Source organism: Prevotella sp. tf2-5 (genome assembly GCF_900115435.1).
Lineage (GTDB): Bacteria > Bacteroidota > Bacteroidia > Bacteroidales > Bacteroidaceae > Prevotella.
In genome coordinates, this window is record NZ_FOWK01000009.1 from 92128 (window position 1) to 112527 (window position 20400).

A 20400-nucleotide genomic window follows, 5' to 3' on the forward strand; every position below is an offset into this window, starting at 1 on the left:
TGAAGTCTTACCCTCTCGGGATTCTACCCGGATAGCCAAAACATTGTTTTGACATTGCAAAGATATGAAATTATCTGATTACTTCCAAATAAAATAGTACTTTTTTTACTTTTTCCTCCCCCTCAATGAATCATTCAGTCATCGACGAAGTCGCTTGACAGAGCAAGAAACCCAGCTTTCTTGTCATAAAAGAGATCAAGAGATGTACTCCTAATTCATTTAGGGCAGCATCGCGAATTGCGATGGTGCTTATGAGGCCCGAGCCATCATCATTGTTTTCCAAGTGAGACAGGTACAAGTCCCTGAGTGTCTGCCGATTATGCAGGTTGCAATCCACAGACTGCTAAAGATTTTTGCTCAAATTAAGAATTGTTTGCAAAAAAAGTTGTACCTTTGCAGGCGTTTTTAAAAAAGATAAGCAAATAAAAAAGACACTAATAAAATGATTTGCAAATGAAAAGGACATTAACAATGCTTGCGCTCATGCTGCCTATGATGGCGTTTGCCCAATGGCGCGTGGGTGTCAACTGTGGTGCAGACATGAACCACTTCATTATCGACAAACAGTATCAGACCGACTATCAGTACAAGGACCGCTGGGGTGTCACCATGGGTGTCATGGGACAGTACGACATCACCGACTGGGTCGGAGTACGCGTAGAGTTGGACTGGACACAGAAGAACTACCGCCAGAAGCGCGAGAACCTGCAAATCTGCGACTACAAGTACGTCAACAACTACCTGCAGTTGCCCGTCATGGGCTCGTTCAGTTTTGGCGGTGAGAAGCTGCGCGGCTTCTGCAACCTCGGTATCTACACAGGCTACTGGCTGAACAGCAACCGCAAGGGTACAGACTTCAACACCCTCACTGAGACGAATTACGACTTCAGTGAGAAGGTGGAGTTCATGGATGAGCGCGACCGTCGCTGGGACTTCGGTTTCGTGGGCGGTGCCGGTGTGGAGTACCGCTTTGCCAGCCACTGGGCAGCCCAGGTGGAGCTGCGCTACTACTACAGCACGGTAAGCACCGTGAAGGTGAACGACCTGGTCAAAGACTATCGCTACAACTCAACGATGGCCTTGCAAGCCGGCATTTGGTACAGATTTTAAGTGAAAAGACAATGAAAAACAGAATCATGATATTAGGAGCACTGATGTTGACACTGGGTATCACATCGTGCCACAAGGACAGTGACGTCGTGCTGAACTACGCCTACAACGACGAAATGGCCTTCAACAAGGCTAAAGACAGTTATGCCGAGAAGTTTAAAGTATTCTGGCATGGTATGAACAGCACCTACTCGCTTTGGGACTATGAGAAAGAGTGCGGTCTGGACTGGGACGAGTACTACAACGTGATGTTGCCGAAGTTCGAGAAGCTCGACGAGCTAGGCGGGGTTAGCGACGAGGACTTGGAAAAACTGATGGAAGAGATGGTTGCCCCGCTGCACGACGGCCACCTGAGTGTTGAGTTCTATAACCATAAGACTGGCAGTTTTGTGCGTGCAGAACCAAGTATGCTTCGCAATATGTCACGTCCGGACTTCGCACTCATGTCATTTACCCCCAACCTGAAGCCCTACGTCAACAATACCAAGTATAAGTTGAAGGACTGGAAAGAGACCAACACGTATGCCTCGGCACAGTTGTACTACGTGATGAACACGCCAGGTATCGGCTATCAGTGGGCAGTTGCTAAGCAGAAAGAGCTGTCGAGCAAGGAGAATCCTACGGAGATGGAGGCCACCACACTGGCCTACCTGAACAGCTTCATCAAAAACATGGCAATCCTGCAAATAGAGGGTGTCTCGGATAAATCCATTCAGATGTACAACAACCTTGTTTCGATGTATAGCTTCCTGAACGTTCCGTTCCTGGAGCCAATCAACCCAGAGCTCGTCGAGGGCGGTATCGACATCAAGTACGCTTTGTTCGAGGACAACATCGCCTACCTGTACATCAGCGACTTCTCCCTGACCACCTACCTGAATGACCTCTATTTCGAAAAGTACTTCAGCGGCTCCAAGCACGACACCGAGGTCGCCACCAGGGTAAAAGACGTCTATAACGCATGGTTCGGAGCCATCCAGCGCCTGCATAAGCAGAAGCAGCTGAAGGGCGTTGTCATCGACCTGCGCTCCAACGGCGGCGGTATCGTCTACGATTCCAATTACGTGCTGGGCAGCCTGGCTCCCCAAGGCGGCATCCAGTATGGCTATGCACGCTTCAAACGTGGCGCCGGCCGCTACGACTATTCACCCTTCATGCCGCAGTCGGCTTCGACGATGGCTGATGAACATGAGATCATCGACGATGTTCCCATCACCATCCTCATCAACTGCTGGTCGGTCAGCATGTCTGAAACGACGTCGCTGTGCGCCAAGCAGCTACCCAATGCCCGTTTGATTGGTACGCGCTCGTGGGGCGGACTCTGTGCACTGACTGGACAGGAAGAGTTCACCGTCAACTACACCGGTCACATCGGCGTGAAGCGTCAGACTCCCGTTTACGTCTACCTCCCCATGGTTGCTATCCATGATATGAACAAGAAAGTGCTGGAGGGCTACGGTGTCGAGCCTGACATCGAGGTAAGCCTCGACGCCAAGCACTTGGATGAGTACGACACCCAGCTGGAACGTGCCCTGGACTACATTCGCACGGGAAATTAAAGTAGTATTGAAGAATAAAAAGTATTGAACTATGAAACAAATCAGATATTACATGCTGGCCGCACTGGCCACGATGATGCTTGTCGGCTGTACAGAGGACAACAACATGGATGCTATTCCTCAGCCCGTCCCTGCGGGCATTCCTGAAACCGACGAAGTGATTAAAGCCTTGTCGGACATTCCTGGAGTCACCAATGTCAGACTCGTCGACGAAGAGAATACCGACGACTACAGCGGAGCCGGAGAGACTGAAAGCCTGGAGGCTAACCGCAGAGCCGGCGCAACAGCCAGTGCACCCTGCTACGCGTTCAGCTTCGAACAGCCCATCGACCACAACAGACCCGAGCTGGGCACCTATCTCCAAGCCTGTCGGCTCAGGTACAAAGGTGCGGAGAAGAATGTCGTCGTGCTGACTCACGGCTATAACATGGAGTACTACGACACCGACCTGGCAACCCAGCTGGATGCCAACCAACTGAATATTGAGCACCGTTACTTTGGAGAGTCGCTGCCCGAGCCCGTCGACAACCTCGACTTGACCTACCTGAACTCCAATCAGCAGGCCCGCGACATTCACAACATTGTCAGCGCCCTGAAGGAAAACCTCTTCAAGACCGGCAAGTGGGCCAGCACAGGTACCAGCAAAGACGGCATCACCACCGCCCTGCAGGCCTACTGGAGCGACTACTACAAATGGACTGACTTCGACGTGTATGTTCCCTTCTGCGCACCCTTCATGATCGGCACCGACTACACTGACGGCACCCACAGCTGTAACGACATCACGCCGGGTACCTACCTGAAAGACATATGCGGCTACGGCTACGAAGCCGGCTCGAAAGAAGCCATCGCCTACGAGCGCCTGAGAAAGATTCCTCAGCTGATATGCACCAACGCGAAGATTCGCGCAGCAGCCAACAAGGCCGTCTATCAGGCAGACCCTGCATCATATCAAAAGATTCTTGAGCAGTACAACGCCAAGAGCCCAATGAGCACAGGCGACCAGACCAAAGACGTGACGGCGTTCACCCTCTATACCTATTATGACGCATTGTTCTCCAAGTTCTCGTATGTACAATTCTACACGTGGGCCGATATTGTTCCCGACTTGAAGCCCCTGGAGGACGGCACGGCAACGGAAGACGAGTGGACCTTCTTCATGCAGTTCATCGTCATGGACGACAAGGCGCTGGACAAATACCTCGCCGACCAGCAGAAGGAGAAGACTTCCCAAGCCATGAGAGGCGCCACCAAAGAAGAAGAGCAGTGGGACTACCTGCGATTCCGTCGCGAGTCGCCCAGAGCTCCCTACAACATCCAGGCCTTCACGGAGCTGGGAGCTGCCGACAACGACTACTCCATAGCCAATACTCCAGGAAGCATTCTGACACCTGCTGACTGCGAGAAAGTCAACTACATGTTCTCCACCCAGGCCCTATACGAACAGTGTGGAAAGGCAGGCATCTACAAGCAGGATGGAGGCTACCTGATGAAAGACTTCCGTAAGTGGGCGGAGACTGAGAACACGCAACCCATCATCTTTGTCTATGCCTACAACGACCCCTGGACGGGTGGCGGCATCGACGACGAGACTGTTTCGCAGAACGATATGTTAGTAAAGGTTGTTGACGGATTAGCCACACACACTGACGTGTTCCTGCACCGCGAATTCTACACGAAAGACTCCGAGACCAAAATCGTCAACGCGCTCAACAAGTTCCTGAAACTGAAATAAAAGGAGACGTCAGACGACAACACAAAAAAAACAAGCCTGCTCATTCCAGCGGGCTTGTTTTTTGCTTACAGCGCATCAAACGTTCCCTCGTCGGGATTCATCTGGAAGTCATCCAGCGGAATGTCTATCGTCTCTTCCCACAAATCTTTTCTTTCCAATTTACCAAATGTATGATCTGCGTTCCACGGGCAGGTATAACAGGTGGTTCCGATTGACGTTGTATAGGTTGTACCACATGTCGGTATTCATCACCACACCATTGACTCTAAGGCGGCCATGGGCGTGCACGTCGTCATGCTTGAGGATTTCGAACGTATTACTACCATACTGGATGCACCAAAGGTGGGCATAGGACTCATAGAACTTGCGGAGCTGCTCGTTGCGTGTCTCACCGGTGAAGCCCTGCTGGTCGAGGCGCTCCTGGTAGGCGTCGAGGGCAGTGAGGAAACCACCCAGGTCGGCAATGTTCTCACCGAGTGTGCGCACACCGTCACAGTAGACCAGCGGATCGCGCTCGGGGTCGAGCTCCAGGAGGTTGAAGGTGCGGACGAGGGTCTCGCTGCGCTCCTTGAAATTCATCTTGTCGGCAACGGTCCACCAGTTCTTGCGCTCGCCATACTTGTCCCACTCGGAGCCGTTGTTGTCGAAACCGTGGGTGAACTCATGGCCGATGATGGTGAAGACGGCATAGTAGCAGGCCTCGCTGACGTCGCCTGTGGGCATGAGGGGCGGCAGGAGCATGGCGGGGTAGATGGAGATGGAGTTGTCGGAGAGCATATAGAGGGCGTTGACCAGTGTGAGGTCGGAGGGGATGGGTTCCTCGTCGGGACCTTGCATGGAGCTCATAATCCTGACAGCGAAGAGGTCGTCGGTGCCCACGAGCTTGGCCGTCAGTCGGGCATTAGCAGCCTTCAGCCGATGCAGAGCCTCTACCATGGTCTTGCAGTCGGCGAGTGCGGGGAGACACTCCTTGTGCCAAGTGTCGGGGTAGCCGACGCACATGTGGCAGTTGTTGAGCTTGTCGATGGCATTGTTCTTGGTGGTCTCGCTCATCCAGTCGACGCGAGCGATGCGCTTGCGGAGGGATGCCTGGATTTCCTTGGTGATGTTGACGAACTTGTCCTTCAGGCTCTGCGGCATGTATTTCTGCTGCACGTGGTAGGACATGAGGTAGTTCAGCTCCATTCGGGCATCAATGCGCAGCGACTTCAGCGTGGCCTGGTCCTTGGCAGGCAGTGTCTTGTTGAACTCGGCCAGTCCAGCCTCGTCGGCAAAGGCCTTATAAGTCAGAAAGGCGCTCTGCATGACATGATAGAGGTCGTCGACGCTGTGGCTGTCCCAGTAGATGTTCCAGCGCAGGATTTCTACTTCGGACATCTGCAGCATGGCAGGGTCTATACCCATTCCCTCGGCAACGAGTGTGAGTGCCGTCTCGCCATTTTCCCCCCTGGTGGTTGACAGGCTGCGGCGTGGCTGTGACTTCATGCGCTCTATGTTCTCCTGGGTGTTGATTCTGTACGCTGACATGGGCAGGATGGTGAGTTTCAGCCTGTCCTTGTCCCAGATAGGGGTGGCCTGTACGACGTCGATACCGTCCATGAACATCTTGCCGAGGGTGCGGTAAGCCTCTTCCTTGGTGGCGGGCTTCTTATATTTCGCAGCCAATGCGGTGATGTAGTCGCGTGACTCCTTGGAGTAGTCGTGCATGTGGTCTGAGAGGGTGAAGAAGCGGCCGATGTCGGGAACGGTCTTCTTCAACTCCTGTACCCTCACTTCCATGGCTTCCTTGGCGGCATAGATTCCGCCGATGTTCTTGCTCAGGTCGTCGGGGATGGGGTTTTCCTTCAGCCACGTGCCGTTACAGTAGTCGAAAAAACTGTCGCCGGGCTTCACCGAAAGGTCCTTGTTGGCTAAATAGTCGTCAGGATAATGATACGGATCTGTCGCCGACGACGCCTCACCATCATCCTTCGAACAGGCGGTAAACAAACTCAAACTGCTGAAAGCTAAAAAGGTAATAAATACCCAAAGATTATTGCCCTTCATATACTTATAAATTATACATTTTAATTTCCATCAATTGTGCAAAGGTAGTCATTTCTTCTGAAATAAATGAATATATTCTTTATTATCTACAAAGTTTCCCATCGTCTCTCTTTTCCTGACTTCGGCGATGCGTCACCCTGTTCGCGCGTGCGCCTGTTAGTTTAATTTTGCTTCTTGTTGAGGATGGCCCTGATGTCGAAGAGAGGATTCGCAAAAACTACTCCCGTCCCGAAACGCCCTGTACATGAGTATTTCAGAAGGAAACGGGAGAAGGGGAGTAGTTTTTTGAAATCCTTGAATTTCTATCAGTACACAGTTTACAGATTGAATAACAGTTAACAAATAACAGTTCCGATTTTCTGATTCGGTTGGCAATGATTGATTTCAGATTTCAGATTTCAGTAAGTCAAAACGTTGAATGCTATGACAAATGACGGATGACAGTTAGTGAAAGTCAACCTTTCTAGTAAAAGCGTCAACGATTCCCAGGGTAGGGTGTCAACTTCTTCAGTATGGTAATGCAGTCTCAGTCTCAGAATCTCAGTTTTTTAAAGCGAACGAACGAACAGTTGAACAGTTATTCCATTTGCCCAAAAATGTTGACCACTAATTTTATTATATATATATTATTTATAATATATATATAATAATATAATATATAGACTTTTATGTATGTTCCTACTTTAGTAAACTGTTCGCTGTTCGTTCGTTCGCTTACTGAGACACTGAGACTGAGATTGTTTCCCTCTTTTTCGCTAACTGTTATTTGTTATTTGTTTGAAAATCCGGTCAAATGATAAACTGTCATTTGTCATTTGTCATAGATCACTTACTGAAATCTGAAATCTGAAATCGCAAACTGTAATCTGTAATCTGTAATGCGAGAGATTCCAGTATTTGCGATGGCTTGTTCCAGTATCTCCTTCACCTTGTTCCAGTATCTGTTATAGGGTGTTCCAATATCTGTTATACCCCCATAGTAATGCCTAATATCACTCATAAGTTTGTAGTATCAAAATTTGGTGGCTGGTGAAAAATGTAGTACCTTTGCAGTCAGAATAGGAATGTAGAGAAGCTATGAGGTATAACCCATATAACCAGCAAGGCGAATATGACCATTTTGTCGTCAGCGAGGAACAGCCGTTATTGGAGTTCTTGTTAGAAAATGTCAAGCAGAGTCGTAACAAGATCAAGTTGACACTGCAGGGCAGGGGAATCCGTGTGAACGGCAAGACAGTGAGTCAGTTTGACTTCCTGCTGAAACCGGGTATGAAGGTCGCTGTCAGTAAGACCAAGCGTAACCAGACACAGTTCAAGAGCCGTTGGTTGAAAATCGTGTATGAGGACCGTTGGATCATTGTTGTTGAGAAGCATGAGGGAATCCTGTCCATGGCAGCTGGTCATTCCTCGTTGAATGTCAAGACGATCCTGGACGACTATTTCAAGAAGTCACGTCAGAAATGCACGGCTCATGTGGTGCATCGCTTAGACCGTGACACGTCAGGACTGATGGTCTATGCGAAGGACATGGATACGGAGCAGGCGTTGGAGCATTACTGGCATGATATCGTGTATGACCGTCGTTATGTCGCCGTGTTGAGTGGGGAGGTGGAACAGGACGAGGGAACCATCGCCAACTGGCTGAAGGACAACAAGGCGTATGTGACATACTCTTCACCTGTTGATAATGGGGGAAAATATGCGGTGACTCATTTCCATGTCCTTGACCGTACTACGGACCACTCGCTGGTGGAGTTCAAGTTAGAGACGGGCCGTAAGAACCAGATCCGAGTGCATGCCGCTGATATGGGACATCCAGTATGTGGTGACGTGAAATACGGAGATGGAAACGACCCGATACACCGTCTCTGTCTGCATGCTTTCCTGTTGTGCATGGAGCATCCGGTGACCCATGAGCGGATGGAGTTCGAGACCCCCATCCCCGTAGCATTCAGACAACTGTTTAAATAGAATTGAAGTGATGGAGAATTTGACCTATTATATCGTATTGCTGCTGATGGTGGTCATCGGCTTTGTGGTGGTGAAGAAGATCGCGGGCTGTCTCTTGAAGTCCGTCTTTACCATCATCCTCATAGCCATTATGGTGGCGTTGTGGTATTTCTTCCTCAGAGAAGGAGCAACCCCGCCGACACTGTAAGTCCGTAGACGAGGATGTTGCGAGCTGTCTCAGCCAGACACTCATTGAGTTGTTTGCCCTGATGGATACGTCTCATCTTCAGCCATGTGAAGAAATGGAGCATGAGATAGATGAAAGGAAGGATGAAGGCAAGGACATGCTGGTTCATCCAGAACACACCTCCCATCAGACAGGCAGCGACCCCTAATCCCAGATAAAGATACTCCGTATAGTGCTCACCGATGCGGACCACCAGTGTTATCTTCCCGTCCCTCTTGTCATTGTCACGGTCACGATAGTTGTTGACTATCAGTAATGCGTCAATGACTAAGCCACAGGCGACAGAGGCTACGAAGACCTCTGTGGTAACCAGGTGCAGTTGCACATAGTAGGTGACACAGACGGGTACGATACCGAAGAACAACAAGACCAGTACATCCCCCATGCCGATATAGGAGAGGTGAGTGGTATAGAGAAAACAGAATACCACACAGAGCAGTCCGACGAATATCATCTCCAACCCGCCGTAATAGATCAGGGGAAGTCCGATGACACAAGCGGCACAGGTCGTGGAGGCTATCGCACGTTTCATGGCATCCGTGGTGACCCAGCCCTGTGTACAGGCACGCAAGGGACCCAGTCGTGTCTCAGCATCATCATTCCCTTTGGCATAGTCGAAGAAGTCGTTGATGAAATTAGCGTCAATCTGCATCACGACGGCAAAGAGCATGCAGAGAGCTGCCGCCGTCCAACTGAACACGTCACCCTCATACTGTTTAGCGTCCATATATGCCAGAGAGAGTCCTATAAGCACAGGTACAGCGGCGCCAGAGAGGGTCTTGGGACGGGCTGCCAGGATCCATGCACGGAGGGAGTTCTGTTTGATGATCGTATCGCTCATAAATACTTTTTTACTTGATTCTTCTTGCAAAAGTACGGAATAATACGTATATTTGCAAAAATTTTCACTGTTTTCTGATGATAAACAATACGGCAAGTCTCGATTTGGTGGAGTTCGTGGAGACACAGATACTACCGCGCTATGCAGAGTTTGACAAGGCTCACAACCTGAGTCATGTCACTCGTGTCATCCGTAATTCCATTGCGTTGGCACGTCAAACAGGTGCTGACATGAATATGGTATATGTCGTCGCTGCCTATCATGACTTGGGACTCAGTGGTCCTCGCGCGATCCATCATCTGACAAGTGGTAAGATACTGATGCAGGATGCCCGACTGAAACGCTGGTTCTCGCCAGAGCAAATCAAAATGATGAAGGAAGCGGTGGAGGACCATCGTGCCTCAGCCTCTCATGCTCCTCGCAGTATCTATGGGAAAATAGTGGCGGAGGCGGATCGTGACCTTGCCCCGGAGACCGTTATCCGTCGCACCGTCCAGTTTGGTCTTGCCAATTACCCTGAGATGGACAGGGAAGGACACTGGAGGCGGTTCTGTCAGCACATGGCGGAGAAATACTCCGTTAACGGATATATCCGTCTTTGGATTCATGGTTCAGAAAGCGAGCGTAACCTGAACCAGTTACGCTCGCTTATTGTCAATCCTACTGAGATGCGGAAAGTCTTCGATAAGATATTCCTGGAAGAATCAGGAACGCTTTAGCTCCTCCAGGGATATTAGTTATAGAAATTCCAAGAGACTCCGAAGCGCAGCACGTTACCATTCATAGGATAGTGAGGAGCCAGGAACATCATCTTATTACCTGATGAGTTATTGACATGACTCATCATCACGAAGAAGCGGGCTCGCTTCAAGTGGAAGTTAGCATAGACATCCACAAAGGGATAGCCTCCCAGTTCCACACGGCTGTTCTCATTCTTCTGAATGGCAAACTGTCCTAGTTGCGGGACATAGTCTGGCGCATAATATTTCGTGAAGTAATATGCGTCGGTACCCAGTTCCACACTCAGCACCTTCGCAATCTTGAACTTCAGATAGAGGTTCGTGAAGATGTTCATGGTGGGGAGCGGGAGCACGTCCTTGTTGGTGGAATTCTGGTAGGTTAACACATTCTCCCAGTTAAGGATACCCACTCTGAAGTCCTGACGGAGTTGTGCCGTAAACACATTGATATTACCACCCTCCTGAAAGACACCAGCCGTCAAACCACTGCGTCCATTGGTTTCCGTCATGGCATAGCTCATACCGAAATAGGTGTAGTTCTGTATTCCGTCAACGGCGATACGCAGTTGGGTGTGGGTCTTGGGATAAGAAAAGAGTCCTTCGATATGGGTATGGGTCTCCTTGGAAAAGTCGGGGTCGTCCCACCAAAGATGCTTGGAGTGGAATTGTCTTTGGAAGAATACGGGATTGAGACGGTGGAAATATGCTTTGGCAGCCAGTCGTACCGTATCACCGAATAAGGGGAAGTTCAGGTCTGTGCCGAAATTCACTTTGAGGGCACCGGCATCCGCACCAACGATCCAAGCCTCTAATGCAAGGTTATAATGAAGGGTCTTTCCTTGTGTCTTGGAGATCTGTCCACCAACACTCACATGTCCCTCTGACCATTTGTTCATGTGATAGATGTCGCCATCATCATTCAAGTCAGGCATTTGGAACTTGCGGTGGTCATAGCTGATGAATCCTTTGAGTCCAGCCTTTGCCCATTTGTTGAAACCTTCGAGGAGGGCGATGGCAAAGGTGTTCTTGATAGACAGGTATTTGGTCTTGTCATAAATGGAGTCATTACTATATTTCCCCTCGTCACTGTAATTATAATAGGTGTTCAGATAATAGTCGTCAGGGGTGTTGTACGCCTGGTAGATACGGCTATGACTGTTGATGTCGAGGGTGTGGATGAAACTGGTGACAGGGACGTACACCCGTTTCATCGTGGCATCGATAGAGTCCTGGTGAGCCTGGGCAGCCAACAGACTGTCCATCTTTTCTTGAGACTCCACTTTGATACGGGTGGAGTCTGCCATCTGTGGCTTCTCCCCGCTTTTGGGGAGGTCTCCGGCTATGCGGGCATTCTCTGGACGACCGCTGGGCATGTTTTGGGAAATCCTCTCTCCCCGGCGTCCAGGTGCCGCGTCTTTCTCCTTGTTCTCCCGCTCCTGTTTCTCTTTCGCAGAGGCAGCGGCAAACTGTCGTGCCTTGATCTCCGCCTCTGTCATTTTCACCTTACGGTAGAAACCGAGGTTATAACGGTGGGAGAGGAAGAAATGGATGGAGTTGTTACGGTTCCAGTTCTTGGAGAGCACGGTAGGTATCTCCTCCTCACTGAACTGGTCGTCGAAACTCTCGGGATGGGTGATATAGTTGTCGTTGGTGATACCTCCGTTCTCCGCCATCTTACGATGGTAGGTGGAGAAAAGGGTATGCATCTGATAACGGTCTCCGATATAAGAGGCGAAGAAGGAAGCCCTGAAATGGGAGTTGCTTTGGTTCTGGTAATATCCTCGGGCATAATGATAGTCCAGGTCGAATCCCATACCTAACCGCTTGTTGGCATTGATGGCAAATTTAGCGTCGATATGGTCCTCACCGTTCTGCTTATTACCACAGTTGTCGTAACTGATATTGGTATAGGGTGAAAGGGTATTGACAAACAGGAATTCGTCAGGCTCTTTCGTCGTATAGTCGTATGGCTGGGTGAAGAAAAAATCACTGGTGATCTTGCGGTCGATAAAGATACGGCTCAGCCGGGGGGTATAGTTACTACCTGTCGTGTTATATTCCCCATAGACACCCGTGTTGAAGATCGTGTTCGGATAGAGGTGGGGCATGGTGTCCAATGCCGCAGGTATGACATCTCCAAAGCGACGGTCAACCGTCCATACATGAACGCTACGAGGTATCTCCTTGTTCTTGACAGAGTCGCGGCGGTTGGGGTTGAAATTACCATTGCTCTCGTCCCGCTGGGTAATCCTGCCGTTCTCGTCGATCTGATTATAAACTTGTGCATGCATAGCGGTTGCCATGCATGCCAGGGTGATCAGTGTATATAACTGTTTCTTCAATTTCTGTCTTCCAGTTTAAGAAGGCGTACCACGACCTCAATAAACTTGAATGCCATGGCGCCGATAATAATATAGGTACCAGTCTCCCGCTGTCCCATGTAATATAGGATCATACCGACAGCAGCCCCAATGACAAATATCGTATTGAGGATGTTACGTAGGAGTCTCATCGGAGTAAGTCCTCAATCTTGTTGAACAGATAGTCCTTGCGGTCAATGGTCTTGCGACGGAACTTACCTGTGATGGGCAGCAATTTGGTGTTCTTCTTGTTGACAGCCTCCTCGTCAGTAATCCATTCCTCTGCTTTATAACGCTGAGGCTTACGCTCCTCCTCATAGAAATATTTGATATGTGACATCTCTACGGTGACTTTCCCGTTCTGGCAAACGGCTTTCAAGACATAATAGAAACGTGTGCGGTCAAGGGAGATGGCGTTGCTTTGGAACACCAGCCACTCCTCGTAACTGGCACCGAGCTCGTAGTCGGTGGTGTCAGCCTTTACGATCTTGCTGTTAAGCTGGTTGGGCTCACGGGTGACGTCTTGAAAGAACTTGCCGATGATATTGTATATGTCGAAGGCAGACTTGCCGGGAGCCTCGAAAGTCTTACTGAAGACGACCTTTCCGTCAACTACAGGAACTGCCCCTTTCAGGTATTTCTGGTTGGGATTCGGCTTTACCACAACGACTTTCTCTACCGTCTCTTTCTTTGTCTCAGTTTGTTCCCAGGTGTTTTGGGCAAATCCCGTCATTGGTATGCTTATCAGGAGCATAGACCATACAAAATGTTTCATAGCTATTGTCTGTTTATAATTATTTTGGATGCAAAAATACAAAATAATGACAGAACAGCCTAATAAATTATGATAATTTATTTTAATTCCAGCTCTTTCTGTAGACGAATAATCTCATCACGGTACTGGGCAGCCTGGAGGAAATCGAGTTTTTTGGCAGCTTCTTTCATCAGTCGTGTCGTCTCCGCAATACTCTTCTCCAGTTGTGGACGGGTCATGCGCTGTACGATAGGATCGGCGGCAAAGGCTCCTTGCTCCATCGGACTGATATAAGCGGTCTGTGCTTGTCTCCTGGTTTCCTCTTCCCCGGCAAACTGTCGGAGATCGCTTTGCTTGAGGGCTTTCTCTATCTGCTTAGGGGTGATATGATGCTCCTCATTATAAAGCATCTGTTTCTGACGTCGCCGTGCTGTCTCGTCGATAGTGAGTTGCATGGATGCCGTGATCGTATCGGCATACATAATCACTTTTCCGTTAATATTACGTGCCGCACGTCCTGCCGTCTGGGTCAGTGAGCGGTGGGAACGGAGGAATCCTTCTTTGTCCGCATCCAGTATCGCCACCAATGATACTTCCGGCAAGTCGAGTCCCTCACGTAACAGGTTGACACCCACCAGTACGTCATACACCCCGTTTCGCAAGTTCTCCAGGATCTTCACACGGTCCAAAGTCGTCACCTCACTATGAATATAAGCTGTCTGGATGTCATGATTCTGCAGGTATTCACTCAACTCCTCTGCCATCCGCTTGGTGAGGGTGGTCACCAGTACACGCTCTTTCCGAAGCACACGTGTTTGTATCTCGTCCATCAGGTCGTCAATCTGGTTCTCCGTAGGACGCACCTCTATCTCTGGGTCAAGAAGACCGGTGGGTCGGATGAGCTGTTCCACGACAATGCCTTCTGACTCGTTTAACTCATAATCAGCAGGTGTGGCACTGACATAAATGACCTGATTCGTCATCTGTTGAAACTCCTCAAATGTCAACGGCCGGTTGTCAAATGCGGCAGGCAGGCGGAACCCGAATTCCACCAGGTTGGTCTTCCTGGCACGGTCACCTCCGTACATCGCTCCAATCTGTGGGACACTAACGTGGCTCTCGTCAATGAACATGAGATAATCGTCCGGGAAGAAGTCAAGCAGACAGTATGGGCGCTCGCCAGCTTGTCTGCCATCAAAATACCGGGAATAGTTCTCGATACCAGAGCAATGTCCCAGTTCCTTGATCATCTCCATGTCATACTCCACACGTTCTTTGATGCGCTGTGCCTTGATACCGTCACCCAGTTCCTCGAAGAATGCTACTTGCTTCACCAGGTCGTCCTGTATCTGCCGGATGGCGATATTTGTCTGTTCCTGTGAGGTCATGAAAAGATTGGCAGGGTAGAGCTTATACTCCTCAAAGGAAGAGAGACGGTCCATCGTGACCGCATCCAGTTCTTCTATACCATCAATCTCGTCATCCCAGAAGGTGATGCGTAGGATCACCTCATTATATGCCATCGCGATATCCACCGTGTCACCTTTCACACGGAAACATCCTCGCTTTAACTCAAGGTCGTTCCTGACATAGAGCGCGGCTACTAATTTTCTTAACAAAGTATTACGGTCGATGATCTGTCCTTTATGAACCTCAATGACATTCTCATGAAGGGCGACAGGACTTCCCATTCCGTAAATACAACTAACTGATGATACAACGACAACGTCTTTTCTTCCTGATAACAAAGCACTTACCGCACGGAGTCTCAGTCTGTCTATCTCCTCGTTGATGGCAAGGTCTTTCTCAATATAGGTGTCGGTCGTCGGCAGGTAAGCCTCTGGCTGGTAGTAGTCATAATAACTGACATAATACTCTACCGCATTATCGGGAAAGAAACCCTTCATCTCCTCATATAACTGGGCGGCAAGGGTCTTGTTGTGGGAGAGGATAAGGGTAGGGCGATTGATCTTCGCAATAACATTTGCCATCGTAAAGGTCTTTCCAGAGCCTGTCACTCCCAGCAGCACCTGGGCTCTGTCTCCTCTTCTTACTCCGTCCGTCAGTTGACGGATAGCCTCAGGCTGGTCACCTGTCGGCTTGTATTTTGATGTCAGTTGAAAGTTCATATCCTGCAAAGGTACGAATAAACGGGTAAAAAACAAAATTTCTTCGTAACAAACGTTATAATCCTACGATAATTGCTAAAAATCGTTCGTTTTCCTTTGTTATTAACGGGAAAATGACTAATTTTGCACGTCAAATTTGATTATAGGATGAATAAAGGCAATATCTTGACGCTCTGTATGGCTGTTCTTCTGAGCAGTTGTGCCTCTGAGTTTAATAGGGTCTACAAGAATGCGGATAATGACTATAAGTATGAGTACGCTAAGCAGTGCTTTGCTATGGGTAAATTCCAGCAGGCTAGTTCGTTGCTACAGGATTTGGTGATGATCCAGAAGGGAAGGGATAATGCCCAGGAATGTTTGTATTTGTTAGGCATGTCCCAATACTGTAACAGAGATTATGAGTCAGCAAGTACTACTTTCAAGAAGTATTATGCCAGTTATCCGAAAGGCAATTTCTCCGAGCAGGCTTCCTTCTATGTGGGACAGTCTCTCTATAGGAGTGCTCCTGAGCCCCGCCTTGACCAGACTCCGACCATTGGCGCCATCAATGCTTATCAGCAGTTCCTGGATTTGTATCCTGATTCAGAATTACGTCCTATCGCACAGCAGCGTCTGTTTGAGTTGCAGGACAACTTAGTACAAAAGGAGTTCCTCTCTGCCCAGCTGTATTACAACCTGGGAGGATATTTCGGAAATATCAATGCCAATACGGAAAGTAACTATGAGGCATGTATCATCACGGCTCAGAACGCTCTGAAGAATTACCCTTATACAAAGATCCGCGAGAAGTTCTCCGTGTTGATCATGAAGAGTAAGTTCTATTTGGCGGAGAACAGCTCCGAGGAAAGGAAGCTCGAGCGTTACCGTGAGGCAGAGGATGAGTGTTATGGATTCCTGAACGAGTATCCTGAGTCTAAGGAGAAAGAAACAGCGGAGAAGTTTATCATTAAATGTAAGAAAATAACAAAAGATTAGAATATGGATTATAAGAAGTCAAAAGCACCAGTAAACACAGTGACACGTAATATCATGGATCTCTGTGAGGAAACTGGTAACATCTATGAGAGTGTTGCAATCATTTCTAAGCGTGCCAACCAGATCAGTGTCCAGATTAAGGAGGACCTGAGCAAGAAGCTGGCAGAGTTCGCCTCTTATAATGACTCTTTGGAAGAGGTATTTGAGAATCGTGAGCAGATAGAGATTTCCCGTTATTATGAGAAACTTCCAAAACCTTCTCTTCTGGCAACACAGGAGTTCGTGGAGGGTAAGGTCTATTGGCGTGACCCTGCTCGTGAGCAGTCTATGATGCAGGAGGAGCGTCTCTGATAAAGATTATGATACAACGTAAGCAAACGATATTCCTCTTCCTTGCCGTCGTCTTTGGTGTACTTTCTTTATGTATGCAGTTGGCAACGGTGTCTTTTGAGGGACTTACCACTTACCGGATATTCAGTCTCTGGGCATTAGGACAGAATAACACCAGCAGTTTTATTCCATGTCCTTTGTTTATACTGATGCTCTTATCCACGACACTGAGTGCATGCACGATATTCCTTTATAAGCGTCGCCCTTTGCAAGCTCGCTTGTGTATGGTCAACATCTTCATCATGGTGTTGTGGTATGTCTCCATGATTGTGGTCAGTAAGCAGCTGGCGCCAGATGCGGCCAATTTCCGTTTGGAGATAGCATCCTCGTTCCCGGCAGTCATCGCGATTCTGCTTTTTATGGCTCGCAAGGGAGTTCTTGCTGATGAACGGTTGGTGCGGGCAGCAGACAGGATCAGATAGGTATCAAATAATCAACGAATAATTTCATAACGACAAAGGCACCCTCCCAATTGGGAAGGTGCCTCTTTGTTTACTAGAAACTCTTTGTTAGTATTCGAAGGTGCCGAACTCACTCTGGATGGTCAGGCTCTTCTTACCTTCCTCGATGTGTCCGATAACCTGTGCGTCGATATTGAATGACTTCGACAGGGCGATGACTTTCTCTGCCACCTCAGGACGGACGTATATCTCCATGCGGTGTCCCATGTTGAATACCTGATACATCTCCTTCCAGTCGGTGCCGGAGCACTCATGGATGGCATGGAAGAGGGGAGGTACTGGGAACATGTTGTCCTTGATGACACGACAGTTGTCGTTGACGAAATGCAGCACCTTTGTCTGGGCTCCACCAGTACAATGCACCATACCGTGAATCTCAGGACGCAGCTCGTCGAGCAGTTTCTTGATGACGGGAGCATAGGTGCGGGTGGGGGAGAGAACGAGTTGTCCCATATTGGGGAGGGCAGCGTACTCCGAGTCCTCAGAGTACTTCGAGAGCAGTTCATATTTCCCGCTATACACTAATTCCTCTGGTACGGCATGGTCAAAGCTCTCAGGATATTTCTCTGCCAGATATTTCGCGAAGACATCATGACGGGCGGAGGTGAGTCCGTTAGAACCCATACCACCGTTGTAACGTTTCTCGTAGGTAGCCTGTCCGGTGGAGGAGAGTCCGACGATGACATCCCCTGGACGGATATTGGCATTGTCGATGACATCACTGCGTTTCATGCGACAGGTGACGGTAGAGTCAACGATGATCGTACGTACCAGGTCACCCACATCGGCAGTCTCACCACCTGTGGGATAGATACCAATACCCATCTCACGGAGTTCAGCAAGCAACTCATCCGTCCCGTTGATGATGGCACTGATGACCTCACCAGGAATCAGCATCTTGTTACGTCCGATGGTACTCGATACAAGGATATTATCTACGGCACCCACACAGAGCAGGTCATCGGTGTTCATCACGATGGCATCTTGTGCGATACCCTTCCATACGGAGAGGTCACCTGTCTCCTTCCAGTACATATAGGCAAGGCTCGACTTCGTACCGGCTCCGTCGGCATGCATGATGTTACAGTATTCCGGGTCACCGCCCAGGATGTCAGGGATAATCTTACAGAAAGCCTGTGGGAAGATTCCCTTGTCGATGTTCTTGATGGCGTTATGAACGTCTTCTTTGGCGGCACTGACACCGCGCATCATATAACGATTGTCTGTCATATCTTAGAATTTAACTTGTGGTGCTTTCTCTGCTCCTGCCTCAGCCTCAAACTTGTCCATCTTGGCGAATCCGAAGATACCGGCGAAGATGTTCTTGGGGAAAGAGCGAATCTCGACATTATAACCCTGAACAGCCTGGTTATACTTGTTGCGAGCCTCGTTGATGCGGTTCTCCGTACCTTCAAGTTGTACCTGTAAATCACGGAAGTTCTCGTTAGCCTTCAGGTCAGGATAGTTCTCCTGAATAGCAATCAGACGACCGAGGGCACTGCCCAGTTCTCCCTGAGCCTGCTGGAACTCCTTCATCTTCTCTGGAGTCATGTTCTCCGGGTCGAGGGTGATCTGTGTCGCCTTGCTGCGTGCTGCCACCACATCCTCCAGTGTCTGCTTCTCATGAGCAGCATAGCCCTTGACGGTCTCCACGAGGTTAGGAATCAGATCGGCACGACGCTGATAGGCAGACTGTACGTTAGACAGTGCCGTTGTTGCGGTTTCCTGCACCTGTACCATAGAGTTGTAAGCACTTGCAGCCCATGCGCCAAGGATGACGACCACTGCGATAATTGCGATAAGTCCTTTACTGATTTTCATAATTCTTTTATTTTTGTTTATTTCGTTATTCCGACATTCCGTGATTCCGACATTCCGACTGGGGCTCACCATCGTGACGTAGCACCTCCACCACCGAAGGAGCCTCCTCCGAAACTGCCTCCACTGAAGCCTCCACCTCCCCACGAGCTGTGTCCGCCTCCGCTGGAACCTCCCCAACTGCCACCGCCAGACGAGTTGTAATCGTAGAAGGGGTTTGAGCGTAGAGAGGCAACACCTAATACAGCAAGCCACTGGTACTTACGGTTGAGATGCATGAAGAAGGCTATCCATGCTATCATGAAGAGCATGTAAAGCCCCGTCGTGGCGATAATCTCATTGTCTATCTCATCACTTTGACTGGTCAGTGACGACATCTCCGGCAGTTCTTTCTTCTGCATGGTGGCATAGATTGCTTCAGTCAGATAGTACATCGCACTGTCGGGCATCTCGGCACGCATGGCTGGTACGACATATTGTTGTTGCAACCGGTGGCACTCCGCATCCGTCAGGTCTGCCTCCAGACTCCTGCCTGGTGACATATTGATGCTGTGGTCCTGATACCCCACAACAACGACCAGTCCCCGGTCGTTTCTTCCCACTCCGTATTTGTTTCCCACATCCTGTGCAAAGCGGAAAGGATCGTCATTCTCGATATGGTTGACGACGATGACGACACTCTCAATACCCAGTTCTGTGTCCAGACGTTTCAGTGTCACGTTCATCTGGTCTACCGTGTTCTGTGCCAGCACATGATCCGGGTTCGACACATACTGGTTGGCATCCTTCAGATGCGGTATGGGGATGTTCTCCGCATTCCAATACCGCTCCTCGGTACTGCTGCTGACAGTTGATACGGCAGGCTCGTCTTCCTCAAAAGGCATGGAGAAGGAGCAACAGCTGAACGCACCCATCATACCAATGGTGAATATCCATCCCCATATATTCCGAGCCTTGCACCATGCTGGGTTCATCTGTTCCCAGACCCTTGTCATCTGCCTGCGCTTGCCCTGATACTCCCTTTCCAGAGCCTGATAGCGTTTGGAATACTGACGCCTGATGCTTGAGACATTCCAGAAAGACTGTTGTTTCTTCTCCATCTTATAGGAATTCTCCAGTGCGATGATGGCGTCATTATATTGATAGGTGAGGGCGTTGAGGTCTGACGACTTCTTCATCAGGGCATTCTTCGGGGTATAGTCATACTTGCGTGTGACCGTATAGCCTCCCCCTAACAGGAGGATGATGAATCCGAGGAAATAGAAGAAAGTCGTCGTCATAGCGG

Annotated in this window: 18 protein-coding genes; 9 read left to right on the forward strand and 9 right to left on the reverse strand. The window is 49.3% G+C overall.

Features of this window, described 5'->3' with window-relative positions; all coding sequences use genetic code 11:
* Positions 1-453: 453 nt before the first annotated feature.
* The 3 genes from BM257_RS10295 to BM257_RS10305 all read left to right on the forward strand — a co-directional run bounded on the left by BM257_RS10295 (position 454) and on the right by BM257_RS10305 (position 4404).
* Entirely contained in the window at positions 454-1110 is a 657-nt protein-coding gene (locus tag BM257_RS10295; RefSeq protein WP_092071997.1) for a porin family protein, read from the forward strand.
* Positions 1111-1121: 11 nt separating this feature from the next.
* Entirely contained in the window at positions 1122-2669 is a 1548-nt protein-coding gene (locus tag BM257_RS10300) for a S41 family peptidase (RefSeq protein WP_092072000.1), read from the forward strand.
* Between the two features lie 73 nt (positions 2670-2742).
* Positions 2743-4404, forward strand: a complete 1662-nt coding sequence (locus tag BM257_RS10305; RefSeq protein ID WP_177216086.1) for a S28 family serine protease — start codon at positions 2743-2745, stop codon at positions 4402-4404.
* Between the two features lie 159 nt (positions 4405-4563).
* Here BM257_RS10305 and BM257_RS10310 read toward each other — a convergent pair whose 3' ends face one another.
* Positions 4564-6450, reverse strand: a complete 1887-nt coding sequence (locus BM257_RS10310; RefSeq protein ID WP_092072006.1) for a M13-type metalloendopeptidase — start codon at positions 6448-6450, stop codon at positions 4564-4566.
* Positions 6451-7527: 1077 nt separating this feature from the next.
* Here BM257_RS10310 and BM257_RS10315 point away from each other — a divergent pair.
* Positions 7528-8421, forward strand: a complete 894-nt coding sequence (locus tag BM257_RS10315) for an RluA family pseudouridine synthase (RefSeq protein ID WP_092072009.1) — start codon at positions 7528-7530, stop codon at positions 8419-8421.
* A 10-nt stretch (positions 8422-8431) separates the two neighbouring features.
* Entirely contained in the window at positions 8432-8608 is a 177-nt protein-coding gene (locus BM257_RS14885) for a hypothetical protein (RefSeq protein WP_177216087.1), read from the forward strand.
* Here BM257_RS14885 and menA read toward each other — a convergent pair.
* Positions 8577-9488 carry a 1,4-dihydroxy-2-naphthoate octaprenyltransferase gene (gene menA / locus BM257_RS10320; protein ID WP_092072012.1) on the reverse strand — a complete coding sequence of 304 codons (912 nt, stop codon included), beginning with the start codon at positions 9486-9488 and terminating at the stop codon, positions 8577-8579. The two genes, BM257_RS14885 and menA, sit on opposite strands and share 32 nt — an antisense overlap.
* A gap of 77 nt (positions 9489-9565) precedes the next feature.
* On the opposite strand from menA, the gene BM257_RS10325 reads away from it, so the two are divergent.
* A complete protein-coding gene (locus tag BM257_RS10325; RefSeq protein WP_092072014.1) occupies positions 9566-10207 on the forward strand; it encodes an HD domain-containing protein in 642 nt (213 codons plus the stop codon).
* A gap of 14 nt (positions 10208-10221) precedes the next feature.
* On the opposite strand, the gene BM257_RS10330 is transcribed toward BM257_RS10325, so the two are convergent.
* The 4 genes from BM257_RS10330 to uvrB form a co-directional block, all read right to left on the reverse strand.
* A complete protein-coding gene (locus tag BM257_RS10330; protein WP_369821321.1) occupies positions 10222-12570 on the reverse strand; it encodes a putative porin in 2349 nt (782 codons plus the stop codon).
* Positions 12567-12740, reverse strand: coding sequence for a hypothetical protein (locus BM257_RS14890; protein WP_177216088.1), 174 nt, complete (start codon positions 12738-12740; stop codon positions 12567-12569). The genes BM257_RS10330 and BM257_RS14890 overlap by 4 nt, the downstream gene beginning before the upstream one ends.
* On the reverse strand, positions 12737-13363 hold the full coding sequence (locus BM257_RS10335; RefSeq protein WP_092072017.1) for a DUF4468 domain-containing protein: 627 nt from the start codon (positions 13361-13363) through the stop codon (positions 12737-12739). The genes BM257_RS14890 and BM257_RS10335 overlap by 4 nt, the downstream gene beginning before the upstream one ends.
* A gap of 77 nt (positions 13364-13440) precedes the next feature.
* Positions 13441-15471 carry an excinuclease ABC subunit UvrB gene (uvrB, locus tag BM257_RS10340; RefSeq protein ID WP_092072019.1) on the reverse strand — a complete coding sequence of 677 codons (2031 nt, stop codon included), beginning with the start codon at positions 15469-15471 and terminating at the stop codon, positions 13441-13443.
* A 147-nt stretch (positions 15472-15618) separates the two neighbouring features.
* Here uvrB and BM257_RS10345 point away from each other — a divergent pair, with 147 nt between their 5' ends.
* Genes BM257_RS10345 through BM257_RS10355 form a run of 3 tightly spaced genes read left to right on the forward strand, consistent with a single transcriptional unit; the run spans position 15619 to position 17258 of the window.
* On the forward strand, positions 15619-16446 hold the full coding sequence (locus BM257_RS10345; RefSeq protein ID WP_092072022.1) for an outer membrane protein assembly factor BamD: 828 nt from the start codon (positions 15619-15621) through the stop codon (positions 16444-16446).
* Positions 16447-16449: 3 nt separating this feature from the next.
* Positions 16450-16797, forward strand: coding sequence for a DNA-directed RNA polymerase subunit omega (locus tag BM257_RS10350; protein WP_092072024.1), 348 nt, complete (start codon positions 16450-16452; stop codon positions 16795-16797).
* Positions 16798-16805: 8 nt separating this feature from the next.
* Positions 16806-17258, forward strand: coding sequence for a DUF4293 domain-containing protein (locus BM257_RS10355; protein ID WP_092072027.1), 453 nt, complete (start codon positions 16806-16808; stop codon positions 17256-17258).
* Between the two features lie 87 nt (positions 17259-17345).
* Here BM257_RS10355 and BM257_RS10360 read toward each other — a convergent pair whose 3' ends face one another.
* The 3 genes from BM257_RS10360 to BM257_RS10370 all read right to left on the reverse strand — a co-directional run bounded on the left by BM257_RS10360 (position 17346) and on the right by BM257_RS10370 (position 20395).
* Positions 17346-18509, reverse strand: coding sequence for an AIR synthase-related protein (locus BM257_RS10360; RefSeq protein WP_092072163.1), 1164 nt, complete (start codon positions 18507-18509; stop codon positions 17346-17348).
* Positions 18510-18530: 21 nt separating this feature from the next.
* Positions 18531-19112, reverse strand: a complete 582-nt coding sequence (locus BM257_RS10365; protein ID WP_092072166.1) for a LemA family protein — start codon at positions 19110-19112, stop codon at positions 18531-18533.
* Between the two features lie 71 nt (positions 19113-19183).
* A complete protein-coding gene (locus BM257_RS10370) occupies positions 19184-20395 on the reverse strand; it encodes a TPM domain-containing protein (protein WP_092072030.1) in 1212 nt (403 codons plus the stop codon).
* Positions 20396-20400 lie beyond the last annotated feature (5 nt).